Origin of the sequence: Amycolatopsis sp. NPDC051372 (genome assembly GCF_040682095.1) — a bacterium.
In the GTDB taxonomy this organism is placed as follows: Bacteria; Actinomycetota; Actinomycetes; order Mycobacteriales; family Pseudonocardiaceae; genus Amycolatopsis.
This window is the reverse complement of the sequence record NZ_JBFBAF010000005.1, coordinates 56627-76908: the sequence shown is the minus strand read 5'-3', so window position 1 is coordinate 76908 and position 20282 is coordinate 56627. Positions and strand designations below refer to the sequence as shown.

The following is a 20282-nucleotide window of genomic DNA, read 5'->3' as shown; positions in this document are numbered from 1 at the left end:
TTTGCGGTTGAAGTGGTCGGCTTCGGCCTCCTCGGCATTCACGTCGGGATCACGTTGATGATCAGCTTGGTCTTCGGGTACAGGCACAAAGTGTTGTTCTGCTCCGGCTTGATCTTCTCCCAGGTTTCGCGGTCGGTGAGGTAGGTCTTCCCGCCGACGCGGACTTCCCACCGGGCCAGCGTGCGAGCGCTGCCCGCAACGAAGCGCAAGCCGATCGGGTAGGCGTCGGTCGTCGGTGAGCTGCCGAAGTCGTGGCTCCAGCCGGTGACCACCGCGAGTGGCTTGTGCAGGTCGCGGTAGCGGCGGGCGCACAACCCCAGGCACACGAGAGCGAGCAGCACGATGAAGGGGTACGCACCGATCGACTCGGCGCGCTGCGGCCCTTCGAACACGTTGGTGGCCGTCGGCAACACCACGCACGCCACAGCCGCGATCCCGCCGACGACCAGGCAGAGCCAAAAACCGAAGTTGAGGACGATGTGGCGCTGAGACGGGTGGAGCCGCCCGGCGAGATTGGCCGCGGCGACCTCCGCCGCGCTGACCGGGGCGGTCACTCGCCACCGCCCTCGGGCTTTTCGCCGCCTTCGCCTTTACTCTCGTGCTCCTTCTCGTAGGCCTCGGAGGCCTCCTTGGAGCGGTCGATCTGTTCGTTTTCCTGCCGCCGTGCCTCTTCGCCCACGCCGATGGAGTCGGCCCTGTTCCACTTCGGGACGTCGCCGCCGGCCTTTTCCCACTCCTCGGGGTTGAGGAAGCTGCGCCCGGGCTCGGTGTACGGCTTGACCTTGGTCTGCAGGAAGTCGTGGCCAGGAACCTTGTCCGCAGCGCCGTCCTTCCAACCCTCGGCCTTCTCCTTGACCTTCGTGGCCTTCTCGGCGTCGGTGAGCTTGTCCCAGGCCGCGCCGGTCTCCTTGAGATCGTTGGCCTTCTTCTCGATGCTGACCGCGGCGTCGAGGCTCTTGTCCGAGATCTTGCCCGCGGTCTTGCCGAGCTTGTCGAGGATCTTGGCCGCTTCCTCGATGGCGCCCTTCGCCTTGCCCGCGCTCTGGGCCAGCTTGTCGAGCTTCTCCACGACCTGCGCGATCCGGGTGCTGATCTTCTCGGCGAGGATGCCGCCTTCGACGACCGCGTCCGCGATGAAGGCGGCAATGGTGCCGCCGAAGGTGAACCAGGAGGAGGCGAGCGCGGCGAGCGCCTTGATGATCAGGTTGCCGATGAACGACGAGACCATGTCCCGGATCAAGCCGCGTTCGGTGCCGACCAGCGCCCCGGCGACGTTCATCGCCACCGACGCGGCCTGGGCCTGTCCCGCCGCACCACGCAGCGTGGCGACGTAGCCCTTCGCCATGTTCTGGTACGCCTGGCCACCCGCGCTCTGGAACTCCGGGGCCACCTTCGACGCGGCCTGCTCGTACTGGCCGGCGCTCGTCGTGAGCTGCTTCGAGACATTGGTCCAGGTCACGGCCTTGGCCGTGATCTCTTCGGGGTTGCCGGCCAGCTTGTCCAGGCCGTCCTTCAAGAAGCTGATGTGCTCGATCAGCCAGCCGACTCCCGCGGCGGCCAGCGTGCCGAGCGGGTCGATGGCCGCACCCAGGATGTCGAGGCCGTCGGTGACGACGTCGACGCCCAGGTTGAGCCAGTCGCCGTTGCGGGCGTCGGTGATCGTGGAGGCGACATCGTTGAGCGCGCCGCTGCCGGCGGTCTGCGCGTTGATGTTGTTCATCTCTTTGTCCGACGAGCCCGTGTTCGACCAGAACCCGTTCGAGGGCTCAGCGGTCGCGACCAGCGGGTTCTCCTGCGTCTCGGTCATGCCGGGAGCTCCTTGCCGAACGAGGTGACCTTTTCCTTGGTGTTCTGCTCGTGCGTGTCGTAGTGGTCGTGCGCCTGCTGGAGCTTGTCGGCGATGTCGTCGGCGGATGCCGCGACCTTGTCGATGAAACTGCTCGCGATCGAGAGGTAGGCCTGGAGCGGGAGCGCGAAGACCTGCCCGACCAGCCCGAACGAGGTGTCCCCGAACGCCTGCGCGGACGCGGTCGCCTCGGCGGCGGTCTTCACCCCCGCCCCGATGTCCTGCACCTCACCCTTGTGCGTCTGCAGTGCCGTGAGGTTCACCTGCTGTGTGCCGGCCATCAGTAGCCCCTCCCCAGGATCGAGCCGCCGTTGTAGTAGTCGTCGTCATCGGAGTTGTCGGCCGGGGGGCGGGCCGGGCGCGAGGGCCGAGCGGGCGGCGCAGGCGGGGCCGGCGGACGCATCCCCGGAGCCGGCGGGGCCGGGGGCGGCGGAGGCACCGATCCGTCCTCGTCGCGATTGAAGAATTGTCGCGTATCCGCCGAGGCCGGGGGCTGTTCCTCGGGTACTTCCGGCGTCGGAATCTGCTCGTCGAGGAATTTCATCGCGTCGCTGTTTTCGCCGATGAGCGGGGCCATGATGGCGTGCAGCTGCTGGGCCGCCTGCGCCTGGGCGCGGTGGGCGGTGGCGACGACGGCCGCGGCGAGGGCGCTGCGCGAGATCTCCTCGGCACGGGGACCGAAGCTGAGCTGCTGCAACGCGCCGCTGGTGTTGACCGTCACGGTGACCGCGCCGTCGTTGCTCGTCGCGGTGGCGGCGACGCGCTTGAGACGCTCCTGGGCCTCCGCGGCTCGCTGCCCGATTTCGGCGATATCAGCGTTTTCGGCTGCGCGCCCGTTATTTTCCACGACTACCCTCGGCTCTTGGGGATTCACCACGTTCTTCTGAGGCAGCAAACCGGTTAACGGTTCCCCTAGCAAGCGAAGATTTGAATTGTCCGGTTTACCAGGATTAATGGTCGTTTGCCATTCTTTTACCTTCGGCCGCGCTGGGCCGCCGCAGCACGTCACGAGCCGGGTTGAGCGCCGGGCACTCAGGCTTCCGTAAACTCGTTGTGAGTAGCGGGTCGAAAGCAAGGAGGTGCCGGTGGCGAACACGGACGAGCGTCGCTTCGAGGTGCTGCGCGCGATCGTGGCCGACTACGTCTCGAACCAGGAGCCGGTGGGATCCAAGACGATCGTCGAGCGGCACAACCTGGGCGTGTCGAGCGCGACCGTGCGCAACGACATGGCCGCGCTCGAGGAAGAGGGGTACATCACCCAGCCGCACACCAGCGCGGGGCGGATCCCCACGGACAAGGGCTACCGGCTGTTCGTGGACAAGCTCTCGGAGATCAAGCCACTCTCGGCGGCCGAGCGGCGGGCGATCACCACGTTCCTCGACTCGGGCACCGACCTCGACGACGTGCTGCGCCGGTCGGTGCGGCTGCTCGCGCAGCTCACCCGGCAGGTCGCGGTGGTGCAGTACCCGATGCTGACCAACGCGGCGGTGCGCCACCTGGAAGTGGTCCCGCTCACGCCGGCGCGGCTCATGCTCGTGCTCATCACCGACTCGGGCCGGGTCGACCAGCGCACGGTCGACCTCGGCGACGTGCTCACCGAGGAGAGCGTGCTGCGCCTGCGGACCGTGCTCAACGGCGCGCTCGCCGGACGCCGGCTCGTGGAGGCGGCCGCACGCGTGGCCGAGCTGCCCGAGGTGGCGCCGAAGGAGCTGCGCGACAGCCTCACCCGCATCTGCACGGTGCTGGTCGAGTCGCTGGTCGAGCACCCGGAGGAACGCCTGGTGCTGGGCGGCACGGCCAACCTCACCCGCAACGTCGCGGACTTCCCCGGCTCGCTGCGCCAGGTCCTCGAAGCGCTCGAGGAGCAGGTGGTCGTGCTCAAGCTGCTGGCCGCGGCTCGCAACCCCGGTGCGGTGACGGTCCTCATCGGCGAGGAAAATGAAGACGAGCAGATGCGCAGCACCTCGGTCGTGTCGATCGGCTACGGCCGGGACGACATGCTGCTGGGAGGCATGGGCATCGTCGGACCCACCCGGATGGACTACCCGGGCACCATCGCGGCCGTCCGCGCGGTGGCCAACTACGTGGGGCAGATCCTGTCCGGCCGCTGACGGCGCGGGCAGAGCAGAAGGAGAAGGCAGAAAACGTGGCGAGGGACTACTACGGGATCCTCGGGGTGGCCAAGAACGCGTCGGATCAGGAGATCAAGCGCGCGTACCGCAAGCTGGCCCGTGAGCTGCACCCCGACGTGAACCCGTCGGAGGACGCGCAGCACAAGTTCGGCGAGGTGACCACCGCCTACGAGGTGCTCTCCGACCCGCAGAAGCGCAAGATCGTCGACCTCGGCGGCGACCCGATGGACTCGGCCGCGCGCGGCGGCGGTGGCGGCGACCCGTTCGCCGGCTTCGGCGGGCTCGGCGACATCATGGACGCGTTCTTCGGCGCCGCCGGCGGTGGCGGTGGCGGCCGTGGCCGGGGACCGCGCAGCCGCGTGCAGCCGGGCTCCGACGCGCTGATCCGCCTCGCGCTCACGCTCGAGGAGTGCGCCACCGGCGCCGACCGCGAAATCACCGTCGACACGGCCGTGGTCTGCGACCTGTGCCGCGGCGCTGGCACCGCGGAGGGCACCACCACCAAGACGTGCGACACCTGCGGCGGCGCCGGCGAGGTGCAGTCCGTGCAGCGCTCGTTCCTCGGCCAGGTCGTCACGGCCCGCCCGTGCCCGGTCTGCCGCGGCTTCGGCGAGGTCATCCCCGACCCGTGCCGGCAGTGCGGTGGCGACGGGCGCATCCGCGCGCGCCGCAACGTCACGGCGAAGATCCCGCCGGGCGTCGGCGACGGCATGCGCATCCGGCTCTCCGGCCAGGGCGAGGTCGGCCCCGGCGGCGGCCCCGCGGGCGACCTGTACGTGGAGATCGACGAGCTGCCCCACGAGGTGTTCGTGCGTGAGGGCAACGAGCTGCACTGCAACTTCCGCATCCCGATGACCACGGCGGCGCTCGGCGCGACCGTCCCGATCAGCACGCTCGTCGACGGCGACTACGAGCTCGACGTCGAGCCCGGCACCCAGCCCAACACCGAGCTCGTGCTCACCGGCAAGGGCATGCCGCGGCTGCGCTCGTCCGGGCGCGTCGACGGCCGCGGCGACCTCCACGTGCACATCGACGTGGTGGTGCCGACCAAGCTCGACGAGGCGCAGCGCGACCTGCTCGTGGAGCTGGCCCAGCAGCGCGGTGAAGAGGTGCCCACGCTGGCGTCCAACGGCAGCAAGCACGGCGGCCTGTTCTCCAAGCTGCGCACGAAGCACCGCTGACCCGTGCCCGACACCACGCTGCCGGTCTTCCTCGCCACCGCCGTGCCCGACCGCGGTTCGGCCGTGCTCGACGGCGAGGAAGCCCGGCACGCTGCCACCGTGCGCCGGCTGCGCGTGGGGGAGCAGCTCGTGCTCTCCGACGGCGCCGGCGCCATGGCGCGCTGCGTCGTCGACGCCGTGCACGCCGGGCGAGACGCCTCCCTCACCCTGACGGTCGTCGAACACTGGACGGAGGAGCCGCCGGCGCTGCGGGTCCACGTCGCGCAGGCGCTGGTCAAGGGCGACCGCGGCGAGCTCGCCGTGGAACTCGCCACCGAGGCCGGCGCCGACGCGATCGTGCCGTGGCGCGCCGCCCGCAGCGTCGCGCGCTGGGAAGACGGCACCCGCGGCGACAAGGCACTGGCCCGCTGGCGTGCGACCGCCCGCGCCGCCGCCAAACAAGCCCGACGCGCGCACGTGCCCGACGTCATCGAACCCGTCGGCACCCGAGAGCTCGCCCAGCTGGCCGCCACGATGTCCCGCACGCTCGTGCTCGAGTCCGGCGTGACCAGCCGCCTCACGGAGATCGACCTCCCGGACACCGGTGACATCCTCCTCGTCGTCGGCCCCGAAGGCGGCATCACCGACGACGAGCTCAGCACGCTCGAAGCCGCGGGCGCCACCACCGTCCGCCTCGGCCCGACCGTGCTGCGCACCTCCACCGCGGCCGCCGTCGCCCTCGGCGCCCTCGGTGCGCTGACCGGCCGCTGGAAGTAGCCCCGGGACACGAATGCGGCCACATTTTGCGGCGAGTCATGGCGCGATCACACTCCGAGCAGCTACGCTCGTCACCAACGCGCAACACGACGCTGGGCACAAAAACGTTTGGGCGCGCTACTGGGTGGGTAACCTCTGGTCGCGCGTACCCAAAGAACCCCGCCGGGCACCTCCCCCCTCGGTCCGGCGGAGCCGCGGAGGCGCGGTGGGCCGACCCCCAGGGTCCACCGCCCCCGCGGCGCCTCCTCGTGGTCGGTTGTCTTCGTAGATCCTTCGGATCTTCTTCGCCATCCGAGGAGTCGCGTATTGCCCGGGGGCCGAGCCCCCGGAGCCCCGACGGTGCCATCGGTGACCATTCCTGCACGGCTGACCGTGGGCGGTGACCTGTCTCGGCGTGATGACCGTGGGCGGTGAGCCGGGCGGCGTGATGACTGTGGGTGGTGACCTGTTCCGGTGTGATGGCCGTGGGCGGTGGGCCGGGTGGCTTGATGGCGAGTGGGCGGAAGTGGGTTTGTAGGGTGGGCCCATGAGTGATGCGGAGACGTTGTTCGAGCGGATCATCGCGGGGGAGATCCCGGCGGACGTTGTCTACGAAGACGACAACACGTTCGCGTTCAGGGACATCAATCCGCAGGCCAAGGTGCACGTGCTGGTGGTGCCGAAGAAGCGCTACCGCAACGTGGGCGAGCTGGCCGCCGGGGACCCCGAGCTGCTGAGTGCGGTGATCGGTGCGGCCAAGAAGGTCGCCGAGCTCGAGGGCATCGTGGAATCCGGCTACCGCGTGGTGTTCAACACCGACGGCGACGCGGGGCAGACGGTGTTCCACGTCCACGCGCACGTGCTGGGCGGCGAGCAGCTCGGGTTGTTCGGGCGCCACGCCTAAACCGACCTGCGGCGGAGAGTCGCGAGCAAGTAGCATCGGCAACGTCAGAAGTCCGTCAGGCGAAGCAGCAGAAAGCAGGCCAGAGGCCACGTGGCCGGAACCGCACAGGGTGGAGCCGCCCGACCCGACGCCACCGCCGGCAAGGCGGCGCAGTCGAACAACGAGGACGCCACCCCCGTGGCCCAGTCCCGCTTCCCCATCCCCGAAGCCGCCGTCCTGAGCCTGCTCGGCTCGCGTGACGAGAACCTGCGCGTCGCCGAGGAGCTTCTCGCCGCCGACGTGCACGTCCGCGGCAACGAAGTGACACTCACCGGCGCGCCCGCCGACGTGGCGTTCGCCGAACGCGTCTTCACCGACCTCGTGCAGCTCGCCTCCGGCGGCCAGCAGGTCGGCCCCGACACGGTGCGCCGCACCATCGGCATGCTGTCCTCCGGCGACGCGTCCCCGGCCGAGGTCCTGAGCCTCAACATCGTCTCCCGCCGCGGCAAGACGATCCGGCCCAAGACGCTCAACCAGAAGCGCTACGTCGACGCCATCGACAAGCACACCATCGTCTTCGGCATCGGCCCCGCCGGTACCGGCAAGACGTACCTCGCCATGGCGAAAGCCGTGCAGGCGCTGCAGGCCAAGCAGGTCACGCGCATCGTGCTGACCCGTCCCGCCGTCGAGGCGGGCGAGCGGCTCGGTTACCTGCCGGGCACGCTCAACGAGAAGATCGACCCGTACCTGCGCCCGCTCTACGACGCGCTGCACGACATGGTCGAACCCGATTCGATCCCGCGTCTCATGCAGGCAGGCACGATCGAGATCGCGCCGCTGGCGTACATGCGCGGGCGCACGCTGAACGACGCCTTCATCATCCTCGACGAGGCCCAGAACACCACGCCCGAGCAGATGAAGATGTTCCTCACGCGCCTCGGCATGGGCTCGAAGATCGTGGTCACCGGTGACATCACGCAGATCGACCTGCCCAACGGCCAGAAGAGCGGCCTGCGGGTGGTCCGCGACATCCTCGACGGTGTCAACGACCTGCACTTCGCCGAGCTGACCAGCCAGGACGTGGTGCGCCACCGGCTCGTCGGCGACATCGTCGACGCGTACGAGAAGTGGCAGGCAGTGCAGGACGCCCAGGACCAGCAGCAGGGCGGCTGGAAGGGCAACCGCCGATGAGCATCGAGATCGCCAACGAGTCGGGCGTCGACGTCGACGAGGCGTCGATCGTCTCGGCCGCGCGCTACGCGCTCGACAAGATGGAGGTCAGCCCGCTCGCCGAGCTGTCCATCCTGCTCGTCACGCTCGAGGTCATGGAAGACCTGCACGAACGCTGGATGGACCTGCCCGGGCCCACCGACGTGATGGCCTTCCCCATGGACGAGCTCGACTCGTCGCGCCGCCCCGACGCGCCCGACGCGTCGCCGGCGCTGCTCGGCGACATCGTGCTGTGCCCGGCCTTCGCGAAAGACCAGGCGAAGACCGCGGGCCACGCGCTGATCGACGAGCTGCACCTGCTCACCGTCCACGGCGTGCTGCACCTGCTCGGCTACGACCACGCCGAACCGGCCGAGGAACGCGAGATGTTCGGCCTGCAGAAGCGCATCCTGACGGAGTTCCAGTCGGCCGTGGCCGAGCTGAACCGGAAGAACGCGCAGCGCAACGCCGACGACCGCGTGCTCGGCATCGCGGGCCTCGACGCGTCGGCCGCGCCCGCGGCGCCGAAACCGGTCGAGGAAACCCCCTAGGCAGCGATCATGGGCAGTCCCACGGCACAGCTTGTCGTCGCGGTGGCGCTCGTGCTGCTGGCCGGAGTGTTCGCGGCCGCCGACGCGGCCGTCAGCACCGTCTCACAGGCCCGCACCGAAGGGCTCGTGCGCATCGGCCGGGCCGGCGCGCGCCAGCTCGCCGCCGTCGTCGCCGAACGCCGCCGCCACATCAACCTGCTCCTGCTGCTGCGCCTCGGCTGCGAGCTCACGGCCACGGTGCTCGTCACCGTGTCGTTCCTCGCCTGGTTCGGCAAGCTGTGGCTCGCCGTGCTCGTTTCCGCCGTGGTGATGGTGGTGGTGAGCTACGTGCTCATCGGCGTCGGCCCGCGCACCATCGGCCGCCAGCACCCGTACCGCGTCGGCACGATCGTCGCCGGGCCCGTGCGGGTCCTCGGGTCGATCCTCGGCCCGCTCTCGCGGCTGCTGATCGTGATCGGTAACGCGATCACCCCCGGTCAGGGCTTCCGCGAAGGCCCGTTCACCTCCGAAGTCGAGCTGCGCGAGCTGGTCGACCTCGCGCAGGAACGCGGCGTGGTCGAGGACTCCGAGCGCGAGATGATCCACTCGGTGTTCGAGCTGGGCGACACGGTGGCGCGCGAGGTCATGGTTCCGCGTACCGAGATCGTGTGGATCGAGCGCACCAAGACCGTGCGCCAGGCGCTCGCGCTCGCGTTGCGCACCGGGTTCACGCGCGTGCCGGTGATCGACGAATCCGTGGACGACATCGTCGGCGTGGTCAACATCAAGGACCTGATGCCGGCGTACATGGACCCGGACGGGCCGAGCACGGTCGTGGACCAGGTGATGAACCCGGCGAGCTTCGTGCCCGACTCCAAGCGGCTCGACGACTTGCTCAAGGAGATGCAGCTCACCCACAACCACGTGGCGATCGCGGTCGACGAGTACGGCGGCACCGCGGGCCTGCTGACCATCGAGGACATCCTCGAGGAGATCGTCGGCGAGATCACCGACGAGTCCGACACCGACGAGCGGCCCGACGTCGAGGAGCTCGAGGGCGGCGCGGTGCGCGTGTCGTCGCGCCTGAGCGTCGACGACCTCGGTGAGCTCTTCGGCATCGACCTCGAAGACCACGACGTGGAGACCGTGGGCGGGCTGCTCGCGGAACGACTGGGTAGGGTCCCCCTTCCGGGGGCCGAAGCCGAGGTCGCCGGTCTTCGGCTGTTCGCCGAAGGGGGCAAGGACCGCCGGGGCCGCATGCGGATCACGTCGGTCGTCGTCCACCCGGCCGACGCGGACGCCGTGACCGAGTCCGGCACCCGCCGGCGCACCCGGGTGCCCCAGCCCGAAGAACGCGACAGGAGAGTCGAACATGCCTGACCTCGACGCCGAGGACCAGAAGCTCGTCACGCTGGCCCGGTCGTCGCGCGCCCGCGTCGGCGCCGAGGAGGGCGCGGCCGTGCGCGACACCGACGGCCGGACGTACACCGCGGTGACCGTCGACCAGCCCTCCTTCAAGCTCACGGCCGTGCAGGCCGCGGTGGCCGCCGCGCTGTCGAGCGGTGCCGAAGGGCTCGAGGCGGCGGCCGTGGTGACGGGTGACGCGCTGGTGCAGGAGGCCTCGGTGTACGCCGTGCGCGACGTCGCGAAGACCGCGCCGATCATCCTGGCCGACCCGAAGGGCGACGTCGTCGAGGTGCTGCGCTGATGGCCGACGCGCACCGCTCCGGCTTCGCGTGCTTCGTCGGGAGGCCCAACGCGGGCAAGTCGACGCTCACGAACGCGCTCGTGGGCTCGAAGGTCGCCATCACCTCCAGCAAGCCGCAGACGACCCGGCACGCGATCCGCGGCATCGTGCACCGCGAGGACGCGCAGCTGGTCATCATCGACACGCCCGGCCTGCACCGCCCGCGCACGCTGCTCGGGCAGCGGCTCAACGACGTGGTGCACGAGACGTGGTCCGAAGTGGACGTCGTCGGGTTCTGCGTGCCCGCCAACGAAAAGATCGGCCCCGGTGACAAGTTCATCGCCGCGGAGCTGACGAAGATCGCGCGGCGCACGCCCGTGATCGGCGTGGTGACCAAGACCGACCTGGTGAAACCCGAGCAGGTGGCCGAGCAGCTGCTGGCGCTGCAGGGCGTGATGGAGTTCGCCGACCTCGTGCCGGTGTCCGCTGTGGACGGTTTCCAGGTGCAGACGGTGGCCGACCTGCTCGTGGCGCGGCTGCCGGAGGGCCCGCAGCTCTACCCGGGCGGCGAGCTCACCGACGAGCCCGAGATGACGCTCGTGGCCGAGCTGATCCGCGAGGCCGCGCTCGAAGGCGTGCGCGACGAGCTGCCGCACTCCATCGCCGTGACGGTGGAAGAGATGCTGCCGCGCGAAGGCCGCGACGACCTCGTGGACGTGCACGCGTTCCTCTACGTGGAGCGGCCCAGCCAGAAGGGCATCATCCTCGGGCACAAGGGTGAACGCCTGCGTGAGGTCGGAGCCGCGGCCCGCAAGCAGATCGAGGGGCTGCTGGGTTCGAAGGTGTACCTCGACCTGCACATCAAGGTGGCCAAGGACTGGCAGCGCGACCCGAAGCAGTTGCGCCGCCTCGGCTTTTGAGCGACGGCCGCGGGAGGTAGCGTCAGCACCCTCAGCACACTACGGACAGCAGGGGGACGCGATGACCGGCCCGTACCCGCCACCAGGCGGGCAGTACCCGCCGCCTCCCGGCGGCCCGTACTACTACGGCGGCCCGCAGCCGAACTTCCCGCCGCCGCCGGACAACCGGCTCGTGTGGGGGATCCTCACCACGATCTTCTGCTGCCTGCCGCTCGGGATCGTCTCCATCGTGAAGGCCAATGAGGTCAACTCCCTGTGGTACCAGGGCCGCTTCGCCGAAGCGCAGCACGCCGCGGACCAGGCGGGCAAGTGGGCCATGTGGTCGGCGCTGGCGATTCCCATCGGCATCGTGGCGTACCTGCTGGTGGTGCTGTTCGTGTTCCTGATCGCGGGCACGTCCGCCGGGTTCTGGTCCTCATGAGCACCGTCTACACGGGAGTCCCGGCGCGGGGCGCGCGAGCCACGGCGCGGGCGCTGGCCGGGCCGGCGGCCGTGGTCGCGGGGCTCGGCGTGTGCTGCGCCGTCGTGTGGCTCGGTGATCCGACGACGCCGGGCGGGCCGTTGCCGGTGTGTCCCACCAAGTTCCTCTTCGGTATCGACTGTCCGGGTTGCGGCGGCATGCGGATGGCCTACAGCCTCATGCACGGCGACCTCGCCGGCGCCGTCCACTACAACGCGGTGGCGCTCGTGTTCGTGGCGCTGTTCGTGTGGAGCGGTGTCGCGTGGACCGTCGGGCGGCTGCGCGGACGGGCCGTACGGTCGTGGCTGCACTGGCGCCGCACGCCGCTCGTGGTGGCGGTGGTGTTCGCGATCTGGTTCGTGGTGCGGAACCTGCCTTTCGCGCCGTTCACCGGTTTGTCGGTCTGAGTTTCCCTTCTGCCGGAACCGCCTTCGCTTCCCGTTCGTCGTACGGGTTTCGGGTCGCCACCCGGTGCGGACGCCTACCTGGGCCGACCTCGTCCGGACCGGGTACGCTCCCGCGCACCGGCCCGTCCTCATCGGACTCGGCCGGTTCTCGCGTGCCACCGCGCGCGGGTCAGGACGAGCGAGGGGGAGAACACGATGACCGATCCCTACGGCCGGCCCATGGGGCAGCCGCAGGGCCAGCAGCCCTTCGGACAACCTGGTCCAGGGCAGCAGCCGTTCGGAACACCCGGCGGCTTCGGCCAGCAACCGCCTTCGGGCGGGTTCCCCCAGCAACCCGGCGGTTTCGGGCAACAGCCCGGTTTCGGGCAGCCGGGTCAGGCGCAGCCGGGCTTCGGGCAGCCGGACGCGCAGGGCCAGCCGGGCTTCGGGCAGCCCGGTTTCGGGCAACCGCCCGCCGGTGGTTTCGGCCAGCCGCCCGCGTTCGGCCAGCCCGGTGGGTTCGGTCAGCCGAACCCGTACGGCCCGCCCGGCGGCGCCTACGCGAACTGGGGCCAACGCGCCGGCGCCTACCTGATCGACTTCGGGCCGTTCCTCGCCGCCATCATCATCGCCCTTCTCGTCATGATCGCCTCGCCGACGGCCGGCAGCATCATCTACGGCCTCGCGATCCTCGGCAACCTCGGCTGGACGATCTACAACCGCTGGATCACCGCGGGCAACACCGGCCAGTCGATGGGCAAGCGGATCGTCGGGATCAAGCTCATCGGCGAGGCCACCGGCCAGCCCATCGGCGCCGGCATGGCGTTCCTGCGCGACCTCGCGCACGTCCTCGACGGCTTCCTCTGCGGCCTCGGGTACCTGTGGCCGCTGTGGGACGACAAGTCCCAGACGTTCTCCGACAAGGTCGTCAGCACGATCGTGGTGCCCGCCGACGCCGCGCCCGCGGGCCAGTTCGGGCAGCCGGGCTTCGGTCAGCAGCAGCCCTTCGGCGGCGGGTTCCCGCCCGCCGGGCAGCAGCCGGGCGGGTTCGCCCAGCAGCCCGCCGGGTTCGGGCAGCAGCCGAGCGGGTTCGGTGCGCAGCCCGGCTTCGGTCAGCCGGGTCAGCCGGCCGCCGGCGGTTTCGGTCAGCCCGCCCAGCCGGGTCAGGCGCCGTCGGGTGGCTTCGGCCAGCCGGGTGCCCCGGTCAGCGGCGGGTTCGCGCAGCCGGGCGCCGAGGCGCCCGGCGCGACTGCGTTCGAGCAGGCCGAGCCCACGCAGATGCTCAAGTCTGGCGGCGCCGCACAGCCCGAGAGCGGTGCGTTCGACGGAGCCGAGCGCACGCAGATGCTGCAGCCGGGTTCGCCGGTCGCGGAAGCGCCGGCGCAGCCCGAAGAGACGCAGAAGATCCAGCCGGGCGAGTTCGGCCAGCCGTCGCAGCATTGACCCGAGAAGCCACTGCACTGATCGACAGCGCCGGGCCACGACTTCGATCGGGCAGGGGCGCGGACCAAGACCCGCGGCGGGGGGAGCTCGCCGGAAGCACGAGGAGTTTGGGGAACCAGTCATGACCAATCCGTACGGTCAGCCGCAGCCGCCCTACGGCCAGCAGCCGTCCGGCCCGATGCCGACGCCGTATGGCCAGCCAGGCCAGTACGGCCAGCAGGGTCAGTACGGCCAGCAGGGTCAGTACGGTCAGCAGGCGCCGTTCGGGCAGCCCGGCTACGGCCCCGGCATGGGGATGCCGCCGGGCGGCGACATCAACGCCATCAAGGAGTACAAGGGCTGGGCGATCGGCTGCATCTTCCTGATGTGGATCCTCGCGATCTTCGCGATCATGAAGTCCAACGAGGTCCGTACCTTCAAGATGCAGGGCAACTACGCGATGGCCCAGCAGGCGTCGCAGACCACGAAGACGCTGTGCCTGATCGCCACGATCATCGGCGGCATCGGCTACGCCCTCGCGATCACGTTCCTCATCATCGGGATCGTCGCGGCGACCACGGTCTCCACGTACTGCACCGGCTACTACGGCTGCTGACGCGCTGAACCAGGGTGTCTCCGCCCCGGCATCGCCCGGAAGTGGGACGATGTCGGGGTGGTGAACCTCTACCGCGATACCGGAGTGGTGCTGCGCACGCACAAGCTGGGTGAGGCCGACCGGATCGTCACCCTGCTGACCCGCCGGCACGGGAAGGTCCGTGCCGTGGCCAAGGGCGTGCGCCGCACCTCGTCGCGGTTCGGGGCCCGGCTGGAGCCCTTCGGGCACGTGGACGTGCAGTTCTACACCGGCCGCACGCTCGACGTGATCACCCAGGTCGAGACCGTGGACGCGTTCGCGCTGCCGCTGGTCGCCGACTACCAGCGCTACACCGCGGCGAGCGCGATCGCGGAGACCGCCGACCGGCTCTCGGCCGAAGAGGGCGAGCCGGTCCTCAAGCTGTACCTGCTGGTCGTGGGCGCGTTGCGTGCGCTCGCGGGCGGTGAACGCGACGCCTCCCTCGTCCTCGACGCGTTTTTCCTGCGGGCCATGGCCTACGCCGGCTGGGCGCCCGCCATCACCGAGTGCGCCCGCTGCGGCCTGCCCGGCCCGCACGCCGCGTTCAACGTGGCCGCCGGCGGCTCGATGTGCCCGGACTGCCGCATCGCGGGTTCCGTGCACCCCGCGCCCGAGGTGCTCACCCTGCTCGAGGCCCTGTTGCACGGCGAATGGCCGGTGGCGGAGGCTTCGCATGGCGTGACCCGGCGCGACGCGTCGGGCCTGGTGGCGGCTCACCTGCAGTGGCACCTCGAACGCCAGCTGCGTTCGCTTCCACTGGTCGAACGGCGTGCCCGGGAGACCGTGACACCGGCCAAGTAGGGTCTTGCGCGTAGGAAATTTTCACTCTTCCAGGAGGCGTGAAGTGCTGCGCAGGGGACGCGAGGTCCGGGCGTCGGGGTACGAGCTGCGGGCACCGGATCCGCACCCGTCGGGAGCCCGGCCACCGGAGATCCCGAAGGATCTCGTGCCGAAGCACGTGGCGCTGGTGATGGACGGCAACGGGCGCTGGGCCAACCAGCGCGGCCTGCCCCGCATCGAGGGTCACAAGCGCGGCGAGGCCGTGATGATCGACGTCGCCAGCGGTGCCGTCGAGCTCGGCGTGAAATGGCTTTCGGTCTACGCGTTCTCCACGGAGAACTGGAAGCGCAGCCCGGAGGAGGTGCGCTTCCTCATGGGCTTCAACCGCGACACCATCCGGCGCCAGGTCGACTACCTGGGCTCGATCGGCGTGCGCATCCGCTGGGCGGGGCGCCGGCCGAAGCTGTGGGCCAGCGTGATCAAGGAGCTGCAGGTCGCGGAAGAGAAGACCAAGAACAACACTGCGCTGAACATGACGATGTGCGTCAACTACGGCGGGCGCGCCGAGCTCGGTGACGCGATGCGCCGGATCGCCCAGGACGTGGTCGAGGGCAAGCTCAAGGCCGACAAGATCGACGAGCGCACGATCGCGAAGTACCTGTACCAGCCCGAAATGCCCGACGTCGACCTGTTCCTGCGGCCCTCGGGCGAGCAGCGCACGTCGAATTTCATGCTGTGGCAGTCGGCGTACGCGGAGATGGTCTTCCAGGACACGCTCTTCCCCGACTTCGACCGCACGCACCTGTGGAACGCGTGCCTCGAGTTCGCCAAGCGCGACCGCCGGTTCGGTGCCGCGGTCGACCAGGCGGAAGCCGAGCGCGCAGCCGGGGGAGCGTCGTGAGCACCTCGGAGGCCGCCGAAACGGCGGCGCTGCTCGGGCTCGCGCGCGAGGCCCTCGAGCGCTACCTCGACGTCAACGTGGACGACGACGGTGCGATCACCTTCCGCCACGCCGAGGTCCCGTGCGTCATCCAGGCCACGCGCCTGGCCGACGGCCTCACGGTGCTGAGCCTGACCTGCGTGGTCGCGTGGGATCTGCCCGACAACCCGGCGATCGCCGTCGCCGTGGCCGAACGCGCGGGGCAGGGCCTGTTCGGCACGCTCGGCGTCGGGCACACCGACAGCGGAGTCGACGTGACGCTGCGCTACGCGTTCCCGGCCGAGGGCATGGACCCGTCGGCGCTGGGCACGTTGCTGATGCTCGTGGTCTCCACCGCGTCGCAGCTGCGGACGGAACTGCCGGGTCTGGACTGAGGTTCGCGCCCGGCTTGTCCGGTTGACGGGGGAGCGAACGGCGGATTCGGGCCGAAACCGGTCCGAGCGGTCCCCTCGTGCTGTGTCCCGCTGGGATCGGGCGGGCCCGGGCTGGCATCATCGGGCCTCGTGAAAACCCTTGTCGACAACGCGCCCGAGCAGAAGCGGCGCGCACGGCGGATCCGGATCAGCTCGATCGAGATCCTCTGCGCGGTGCTGCTCGTCGCGATCCTCGCGCAGGGCCGGTTGCAGGACATGTTCGACGTGCCCGCGCTGCGCACCGGCTCCACGGTGTTCGTCGCAGTGTGCGTGCAGGCGCTGCCGTTCCTCGTGCTCGGCGTGCTGATCAGCGGTGCGATCGCCGCGTTCGTGCCCGCGCGGGTGCTGGAACGCGTGCTGCCCAAGCGCGCGGGCGCGGCGGTGGGGGTGGCCGGGCTCGCCGGCGTCGCGCTGCCCGGGTGCGAGTGCGCGTCCGTGCCGGTGGCGCGGCGGCTGATCGGCCAGGGGGTCGCGCCGGCCGCGGCGCTCACGTTCCTGCTGGCGGCGCCCGCGGTGAACCCGGTGGTGCTGGTGGCCACGGCGGTCGCGTTCCCCGGACGGCCGGAGATGGTGCTGGCGCGGTTCCTGGGTTCGCTCGCGACGTCGATGGTGATGGGCTGGATCTGGGCCCGCTGGGGCAAGCTCTCGTGGATCACCGAACGCGCGCTGCGGCGGCTGCCCGACGTGGAGCCGGGGCAGCGGTGGAAGGTCTTCGCGGAGACCGCGCGCACGGATCTCGTTGAAGCGGGAGGGTTCCTGGTGCTGGGGGCGCTGATCTCGGCGACGCTCAACGTGCTCGTGCCCGCCAAGTGGTTCGGGGTGCTGGCGGACCAGGTCGTGGTCGGCGTGATCGTGATGGCGGTGCTGGCCGTGGTGCTCGCGCTGTGCAGTGAGGCCGACGCGTTCGTGGCCGCTTCATTGACCGCGGTGCCGCTGCTGCCGAAGCTGGTGTTCCTCGTGGTCGGCCCGGCGATCGACGTGAAGTTGTTCGCGCTGCAGGCCGGCACGTTCGGGAAGTCGTTCGCGGTGCGGTTCGCGCCGGTGACGTTCGTGGTCGCCCTCGCGTGCGGCACGGTCGTGGGCGCGCTGCTGCTGGGCGGTGCGCGATGAGGCGCGAGACGCAGAACGTGCTGCTGATCCTCCTTGGCGGGGCGCTGGTGAAGATCGCGGTGAACGGCGACTACCTGCGTTACGTCAAGCCCGCGCAGCAGCCGTGGATCATCGCGGGCGGCGTGGTGATGCTGGTGCTCGGCGCGGTCGCGATCCTGCGTGACCTGGTGGCGGCGCGGGCCGCGGCGAAGGCGGCGGCGCTCGAGTCCGAGGCGGCCGTCCACCAAGCCCCCGAAGCCCACGACCACGTCGACGACGGCCACGGGCACGCCCACCCCGCGCGCTCGGCCTGGCTGCTCGTGGTGCCGGTGCTCGCGGTGTTCCTGGTGGCCCCGCCCGCGCTCGGCGCCGACTCGGTCACGCGCACCGCGGCTCGCGTGCCGCAGAGCGCCGCGACCACGTCGGCGGCCGCGTTCCCGCCGTTGCCGGCGGGCAAGGTCGTGGAGCTGGCGATGAACGAGGTCGTCACGCGCGCGGGCTGGGACTCCAACGGGACGATGAACGGCCGGACCATCGGCATGTCCGGGTTCGTCGTGCACGAGGGCAGCACCACGCTGCTGGCGCGTCTGGTGATCAGCTGCTGCGCCGCCGACGCGGCACCCGTCACCGTTCACCTGAAGGGCGGGGCCGCCGACCGGTTTCCGAGCGACACGTGGCTGCGGGTCACCGGGCAGGTCGTGCCGGGCACGGCCGACGAGAACAACTCGTACACGCCCGATTTCGTGCCCGCGACCGTCGAGCGGATCGCCGCGCCGAAGGACCCCTACGAGTACTGAGCGACCTCAGCTCGCGTGCTCGGCGCAGGTGCCCGTGATCTCCACGGTGTGGCTGATTTCGGAGAACCCGTGCTCGGAGGCGATCTTCTCGGCCCAGCGTTCCACGGCGGGGCCCTCGACCTCCACCGTGCGCCCGCACACGCGGCACACCAGGTGATGGTGGTGGTGCGTGGAGCAGCGGCGGTAAATGGCCTCACCGGAGTCGGTGCGCAGCACGTCGATCTCGCCGGCCTCCGACAGCGATTGCAGCGTGCGGTACACGGTGGTCAGGCCGATACCGTCGCCGCGCTTGCGCAGCTCGTCGTGCAGCTCCTGTGCCGAGCGGAAGTCGTCGACGGTGTTGAGCAGATCGACCACCGCCGCGCGCTGCTTGGTCGAGCGGCGGCCGGGCACGGGGGCCGAGTGGGGGCTGGGGCTGGGGGCCGAAGCCGAGGTCATGGTCACTTCCCTTCCTGCACGTGGGCGACCGCGTCGACGACGATGTGGGCCAGGTGGTCGTCCACCAGGCGGTACACGACTTCCCGGCCCCGGCGTTCGCCCTGCACCACACCCGCCGTCTTCAGCACCCGCAGGTGCTGGCTGATCAGCGGCTGAGCGACGTCGAGGGCGTCCACCAGCTCGTGGACGCACCGGTCGGCCTCGCGCAGCTGAAGCACGATGGCGATCCGGACGGGGGCGGCGAGCGCGCGCAGCAGGTCGCCGGCGTCGGCGAGCGCGGCGCCCGACGGACCCAGCGGACCTGCTGTGGGACCGGAAGCCTCGAGCGGGCCGGCCGGCGCCGTCACCGGGTCACCGGACGTGCCGGTGCCGGCCGAAAGAGCGCCAGTGCTGGCCGGTGCCATCGTTGCCTCCCCTTGCGCGCGAAGCCACCGGACGAGCCGGCGAGTTCCGAAGTCGGATGTCATTGTCGACAACGGTCACGGTCATCGTAGTGTTCCCCTCAGTGGCCCCTGTCGGTCACCGGCCACTCACACCATCCTCACCCGACCGGGTGAGTTCGTCAGTAATCGGCACTTCGGCTTCGCAACCGGTGGCCGACGGTGCAAGGTTGGCGTGGGGCGTTTCGTCGCTTCTCGTACGCTGACGATCCGCCCGAATCGAGGCGGAGGCAGTGGGGAGACAATGACTCGTTTCGTTACGAAGGCAGCGATCCTGGCGGTGGCGGCGTTGCCCGCGCTCGCTCCGGTGGCAGCTGCTCAGACGACGCAGACCGTGAAGGCCGTCGACGAGAAGACGGGTCCCGTGTCGTTCGCCAACGTGGCGTCGGTGCGGCTGGGCTCCGACCCGCAGCACGGCGGCTCGCTGATCACCGAGACGCAGCGTTCACCGCTCACCCCCGGCCAGTCGAAGCTGTCGGCCGACCGCGTGGCCGTGCCGAAGAACGACGGCGAGCGCTCGACGTTCGGCGGCAACTGGGAGGTCGACCTCGGCAAGTTCGGCGGGGCGGCCACGAGCCCCTACCCGGCCGGGATCGCGAGCCGCGACCACAACGTCGTCGCCGCCCTGCAGGCGACGAACGTGCCGACGGCCGTCGCCGAGACCAACTACGCCCTGCGTGACAACGCCCGCGGCAAGGCGCGCCCGGTCGACAACACGATGCTGGTGCTGGAGAGCGCGCGCAGCGCCGCCGACTGCTCGGCCCCGAACAAGGCCACCGGAACCACCACGCTCACCCGGCTCTGGGTGCGCGGCGAAGACGACACGCTCAAGCAGGTCACGATGCCCGCGGGCGCGGCCTCGCTGAGCGTGAAGAACCTGCGCATGGGCGCCCCCAGGGTCATCGACGGGGCCGACCCGGCCAAGTCGCTCTCGGATGTCGTGGTGTCCCGCGTGTCCTCGTTCGACCAGCTGATCAAGCAGGACGGCTGGCGCAACGGCGACGTCACGGCTCAGGCCGGCTGGCGCGTCGACGTGACCACCCACGTGCGCGACGAGGCGAACGAGGTGCTGCCCGACGTGAGCACCACGCTCGTGCTCGGCGGCGTGAGCTGCTCGATCCCGAAGAACTTCGTGGCCGTGTCCGGTGGCAGCGGCAACGGCAACGGCGCGACCGCGACGCAGCCGCCGGTGCCCACCGAGGTCCCGGCCGGTTACCTCGGCACGACCGCGGCCGCCCCGTCGAGCGACTACCGGCTGCCGTTGGGCCTCGGCCTGCTGGTCGCCGGCCTGGTGTTCGGCGGGCTCGCGATCGGGCTGGGCCGCCGACGCACGGCGCGCTCGCGCGGCGAGTAGGTCCCC

Annotated in this window: 25 protein-coding genes; 19 read left to right on the top strand and 6 right to left on the bottom strand. The window is 70.5% G+C overall.

Annotation, left to right across the window (positions count from 1 at the left end; all coding sequences use genetic code 11):
• Positions 1-38 precede the first annotated feature (38 nt).
• From AB0M56_RS09595 to AB0M56_RS09580, 4 genes are read right to left on the bottom strand one after another with little or no spacing between them, the layout of a single operon-like run.
• Positions 39-554, bottom strand: coding sequence for a hypothetical protein (locus tag AB0M56_RS09595; RefSeq protein WP_364172901.1), 516 nt, complete (start codon positions 552-554; stop codon positions 39-41).
• Positions 551-1807, bottom strand: a complete 1257-nt coding sequence (locus AB0M56_RS09590; RefSeq protein ID WP_364172898.1) for a hypothetical protein — start codon at positions 1805-1807, stop codon at positions 551-553. The genes AB0M56_RS09595 and AB0M56_RS09590 overlap by 4 nt, the downstream gene beginning before the upstream one ends.
• Positions 1804-2127 carry a type VII secretion target gene (locus tag AB0M56_RS09585; RefSeq protein WP_364172895.1) on the bottom strand — a complete coding sequence of 108 codons (324 nt, stop codon included), beginning with the start codon at positions 2125-2127 and terminating at the stop codon, positions 1804-1806. Before AB0M56_RS09585 ends, AB0M56_RS09590 begins: the two co-directional genes overlap by 4 nt.
• Complete coding sequence (locus AB0M56_RS09580; RefSeq protein ID WP_364172892.1) at positions 2127-2741, bottom strand: YbaB/EbfC family nucleoid-associated protein; 615 nt, start codon at positions 2739-2741, stop codon at positions 2127-2129. Before AB0M56_RS09580 ends, AB0M56_RS09585 begins: the two co-directional genes overlap by 1 nt.
• 190 nt (positions 2742-2931) lie before the next feature.
• On the opposite strand from AB0M56_RS09580, the gene hrcA reads away from it, so the two are divergent.
• From hrcA to AB0M56_RS09490, 18 genes are all read left to right on the top strand, one after another.
• The gene (hrcA, locus tag AB0M56_RS09575; protein WP_364172889.1) at positions 2932-3957 is read left to right on the top strand and encodes a heat-inducible transcriptional repressor HrcA; all 1026 of its coding nucleotides are present in this window, start codon (positions 2932-2934) and stop codon (positions 3955-3957) included.
• 35 nt (positions 3958-3992) lie between these two features.
• Positions 3993-5159 carry a molecular chaperone DnaJ gene (gene dnaJ / locus AB0M56_RS09570; protein WP_364172886.1) on the top strand — a complete coding sequence of 389 codons (1167 nt, stop codon included), beginning with the start codon at positions 3993-3995 and terminating at the stop codon, positions 5157-5159.
• Between the two features lie 3 nt (positions 5160-5162).
• Positions 5163-5915, top strand: a complete 753-nt coding sequence (locus AB0M56_RS09565) for a 16S rRNA (uracil(1498)-N(3))-methyltransferase (RefSeq protein WP_364172883.1) — start codon at positions 5163-5165, stop codon at positions 5913-5915.
• Between the two features lie 526 nt (positions 5916-6441).
• Complete coding sequence (locus AB0M56_RS09560; RefSeq protein WP_364172880.1) at positions 6442-6798, top strand: histidine triad nucleotide-binding protein; 357 nt, start codon at positions 6442-6444, stop codon at positions 6796-6798.
• A gap of 90 nt (positions 6799-6888) precedes the next feature.
• Positions 6889-7968 carry a PhoH family protein gene (locus tag AB0M56_RS09555; protein ID WP_364172878.1) on the top strand — a complete coding sequence of 360 codons (1080 nt, stop codon included), beginning with the start codon at positions 6889-6891 and terminating at the stop codon, positions 7966-7968.
• Entirely contained in the window at positions 7965-8537 is a 573-nt protein-coding gene (gene ybeY, locus AB0M56_RS09550; RefSeq protein WP_364172875.1) for an rRNA maturation RNase YbeY, read from the top strand. The genes AB0M56_RS09555 and ybeY overlap by 4 nt, the downstream gene beginning before the upstream one ends.
• A gap of 9 nt (positions 8538-8546) precedes the next feature.
• Positions 8547-9896, top strand: coding sequence for a CNNM domain-containing protein (locus AB0M56_RS09545; protein ID WP_364172872.1), 1350 nt, complete (start codon positions 8547-8549; stop codon positions 9894-9896).
• Entirely contained in the window at positions 9889-10224 is a 336-nt protein-coding gene (locus AB0M56_RS09540) for a cytidine deaminase (protein WP_364172869.1), read from the top strand. Before AB0M56_RS09545 ends, AB0M56_RS09540 begins: the two co-directional genes overlap by 8 nt.
• Positions 10224-11123, top strand: a complete 900-nt coding sequence (era, locus tag AB0M56_RS09535) for a GTPase Era (protein ID WP_220242784.1) — start codon at positions 10224-10226, stop codon at positions 11121-11123. The genes AB0M56_RS09540 and era overlap by 1 nt, the downstream gene beginning before the upstream one ends.
• Before the next feature lie 61 nt (positions 11124-11184).
• Positions 11185-11544, top strand: coding sequence for a CD225/dispanin family protein (locus AB0M56_RS09530; RefSeq protein WP_220242783.1), 360 nt, complete (start codon positions 11185-11187; stop codon positions 11542-11544).
• Positions 11541-11990, top strand: coding sequence for a DUF2752 domain-containing protein (locus AB0M56_RS09525; RefSeq protein WP_364172864.1), 450 nt, complete (start codon positions 11541-11543; stop codon positions 11988-11990). The genes AB0M56_RS09530 and AB0M56_RS09525 overlap by 4 nt, the downstream gene beginning before the upstream one ends.
• A 195-nt stretch (positions 11991-12185) precedes the next feature.
• Positions 12186-13412 (top strand): RDD family protein, encoded by a 1227-nt coding sequence (locus tag AB0M56_RS09520; RefSeq protein ID WP_364172861.1) that lies wholly within the window; start codon positions 12186-12188, stop codon positions 13410-13412.
• Between the two features lie 121 nt (positions 13413-13533).
• Complete coding sequence (locus AB0M56_RS09515; RefSeq protein WP_364172858.1) at positions 13534-14007, top strand: CD225/dispanin family protein; 474 nt, start codon at positions 13534-13536, stop codon at positions 14005-14007.
• Positions 14008-14064: 57 nt separating this feature from the next.
• On the top strand, positions 14065-14826 hold the full coding sequence (gene recO, locus AB0M56_RS09510; RefSeq protein ID WP_285973984.1) for a DNA repair protein RecO: 762 nt from the start codon (positions 14065-14067) through the stop codon (positions 14824-14826).
• A 43-nt stretch (positions 14827-14869) separates the two neighbouring features.
• On the top strand, positions 14870-15706 hold the full coding sequence (locus AB0M56_RS09505) for an isoprenyl transferase (protein ID WP_364172855.1): 837 nt from the start codon (positions 14870-14872) through the stop codon (positions 15704-15706).
• Positions 15703-16119, top strand: coding sequence for a YbjN domain-containing protein (locus tag AB0M56_RS09500; protein WP_220242778.1), 417 nt, complete (start codon positions 15703-15705; stop codon positions 16117-16119). The genes AB0M56_RS09505 and AB0M56_RS09500 overlap by 4 nt, the downstream gene beginning before the upstream one ends.
• 129 nt (positions 16120-16248) lie before the next feature.
• Positions 16249-17268 (top strand): permease, encoded by a 1020-nt coding sequence (locus AB0M56_RS09495; protein WP_364172851.1) that lies wholly within the window; start codon positions 16249-16251, stop codon positions 17266-17268.
• Positions 17265-18044: a TIGR03943 family protein gene (locus AB0M56_RS09490; protein WP_364172849.1), complete on the top strand. Its 780-nt coding sequence runs from the start codon at positions 17265-17267 to the stop codon at positions 18042-18044. The genes AB0M56_RS09495 and AB0M56_RS09490 overlap by 4 nt, the downstream gene beginning before the upstream one ends.
• 6 nt (positions 18045-18050) lie before the next feature.
• On the opposite strand, the gene AB0M56_RS09485 is transcribed toward AB0M56_RS09490, so the two are convergent.
• Entirely contained in the window at positions 18051-18482 is a 432-nt protein-coding gene (locus AB0M56_RS09485) for a Fur family transcriptional regulator (protein ID WP_364172846.1), read from the bottom strand.
• Positions 18483-18484: 2 nt separating this feature from the next.
• A complete protein-coding gene (locus AB0M56_RS09480) occupies positions 18485-18886 on the bottom strand; it encodes a metalloregulator ArsR/SmtB family transcription factor (protein WP_364172843.1) in 402 nt (133 codons plus the stop codon).
• 280 nt (positions 18887-19166) lie between these two features.
• Here AB0M56_RS09480 and AB0M56_RS09475 point away from each other — a divergent pair, with 280 nt between their 5' ends.
• Positions 19167-20276, top strand: coding sequence for a hypothetical protein (locus AB0M56_RS09475; RefSeq protein WP_364172841.1), 1110 nt, complete (start codon positions 19167-19169; stop codon positions 20274-20276).
• Positions 20277-20282: the final 6 nt, after the last annotated feature.

Coding starts and splice junctions, on each gene's coding strand:
- AB0M56_RS09590 (WP_364172898.1), bottom strand. CDS start 1,807: ATGACCGAGACGCAGGAGAACCCGCTGGTCGCGACCGCTGAGCCCTCG.
- AB0M56_RS09585 (WP_364172895.1), bottom strand. CDS start 2,127: ATGGCCGGCACACAGCAGGTGAACCTCACGGCACTGCAGACGCACAAG.
- AB0M56_RS09560 (WP_364172880.1), top strand. CDS start 6,442: ATGAGTGATGCGGAGACGTTGTTCGAGCGGATCATCGCGGGGGAGATC.
- ybeY (WP_364172875.1), top strand. CDS start 7,965: ATGAGCATCGAGATCGCCAACGAGTCGGGCGTCGACGTCGACGAGGCG.
- AB0M56_RS09545 (WP_364172872.1), top strand. CDS start 8,547: ATGGGCAGTCCCACGGCACAGCTTGTCGTCGCGGTGGCGCTCGTGCTG.
- AB0M56_RS09540 (WP_364172869.1), top strand. CDS start 9,889: ATGCCTGACCTCGACGCCGAGGACCAGAAGCTCGTCACGCTGGCCCGG.
- era (WP_220242784.1), top strand. CDS start 10,224: ATGGCCGACGCGCACCGCTCCGGCTTCGCGTGCTTCGTCGGGAGGCCC.
- AB0M56_RS09530 (WP_220242783.1), top strand. CDS start 11,185: ATGACCGGCCCGTACCCGCCACCAGGCGGGCAGTACCCGCCGCCTCCC.
- AB0M56_RS09525 (WP_364172864.1), top strand. CDS start 11,541: ATGAGCACCGTCTACACGGGAGTCCCGGCGCGGGGCGCGCGAGCCACG.
- AB0M56_RS09520 (WP_364172861.1), top strand. CDS start 12,186: ATGACCGATCCCTACGGCCGGCCCATGGGGCAGCCGCAGGGCCAGCAG.
- AB0M56_RS09515 (WP_364172858.1), top strand. CDS start 13,534: ATGACCAATCCGTACGGTCAGCCGCAGCCGCCCTACGGCCAGCAGCCG.
- AB0M56_RS09490 (WP_364172849.1), top strand. CDS start 17,265: ATGAGGCGCGAGACGCAGAACGTGCTGCTGATCCTCCTTGGCGGGGCG.
- AB0M56_RS09485 (WP_364172846.1), bottom strand. CDS start 18,482: ATGACCTCGGCTTCGGCCCCCAGCCCCAGCCCCCACTCGGCCCCCGTG.
- AB0M56_RS09480 (WP_364172843.1), bottom strand. CDS start 18,886: ATGGCACCGGCCAGCACTGGCGCTCTTTCGGCCGGCACCGGCACGTCC.
- AB0M56_RS09475 (WP_364172841.1), top strand. CDS start 19,167: ATGACTCGTTTCGTTACGAAGGCAGCGATCCTGGCGGTGGCGGCGTTG.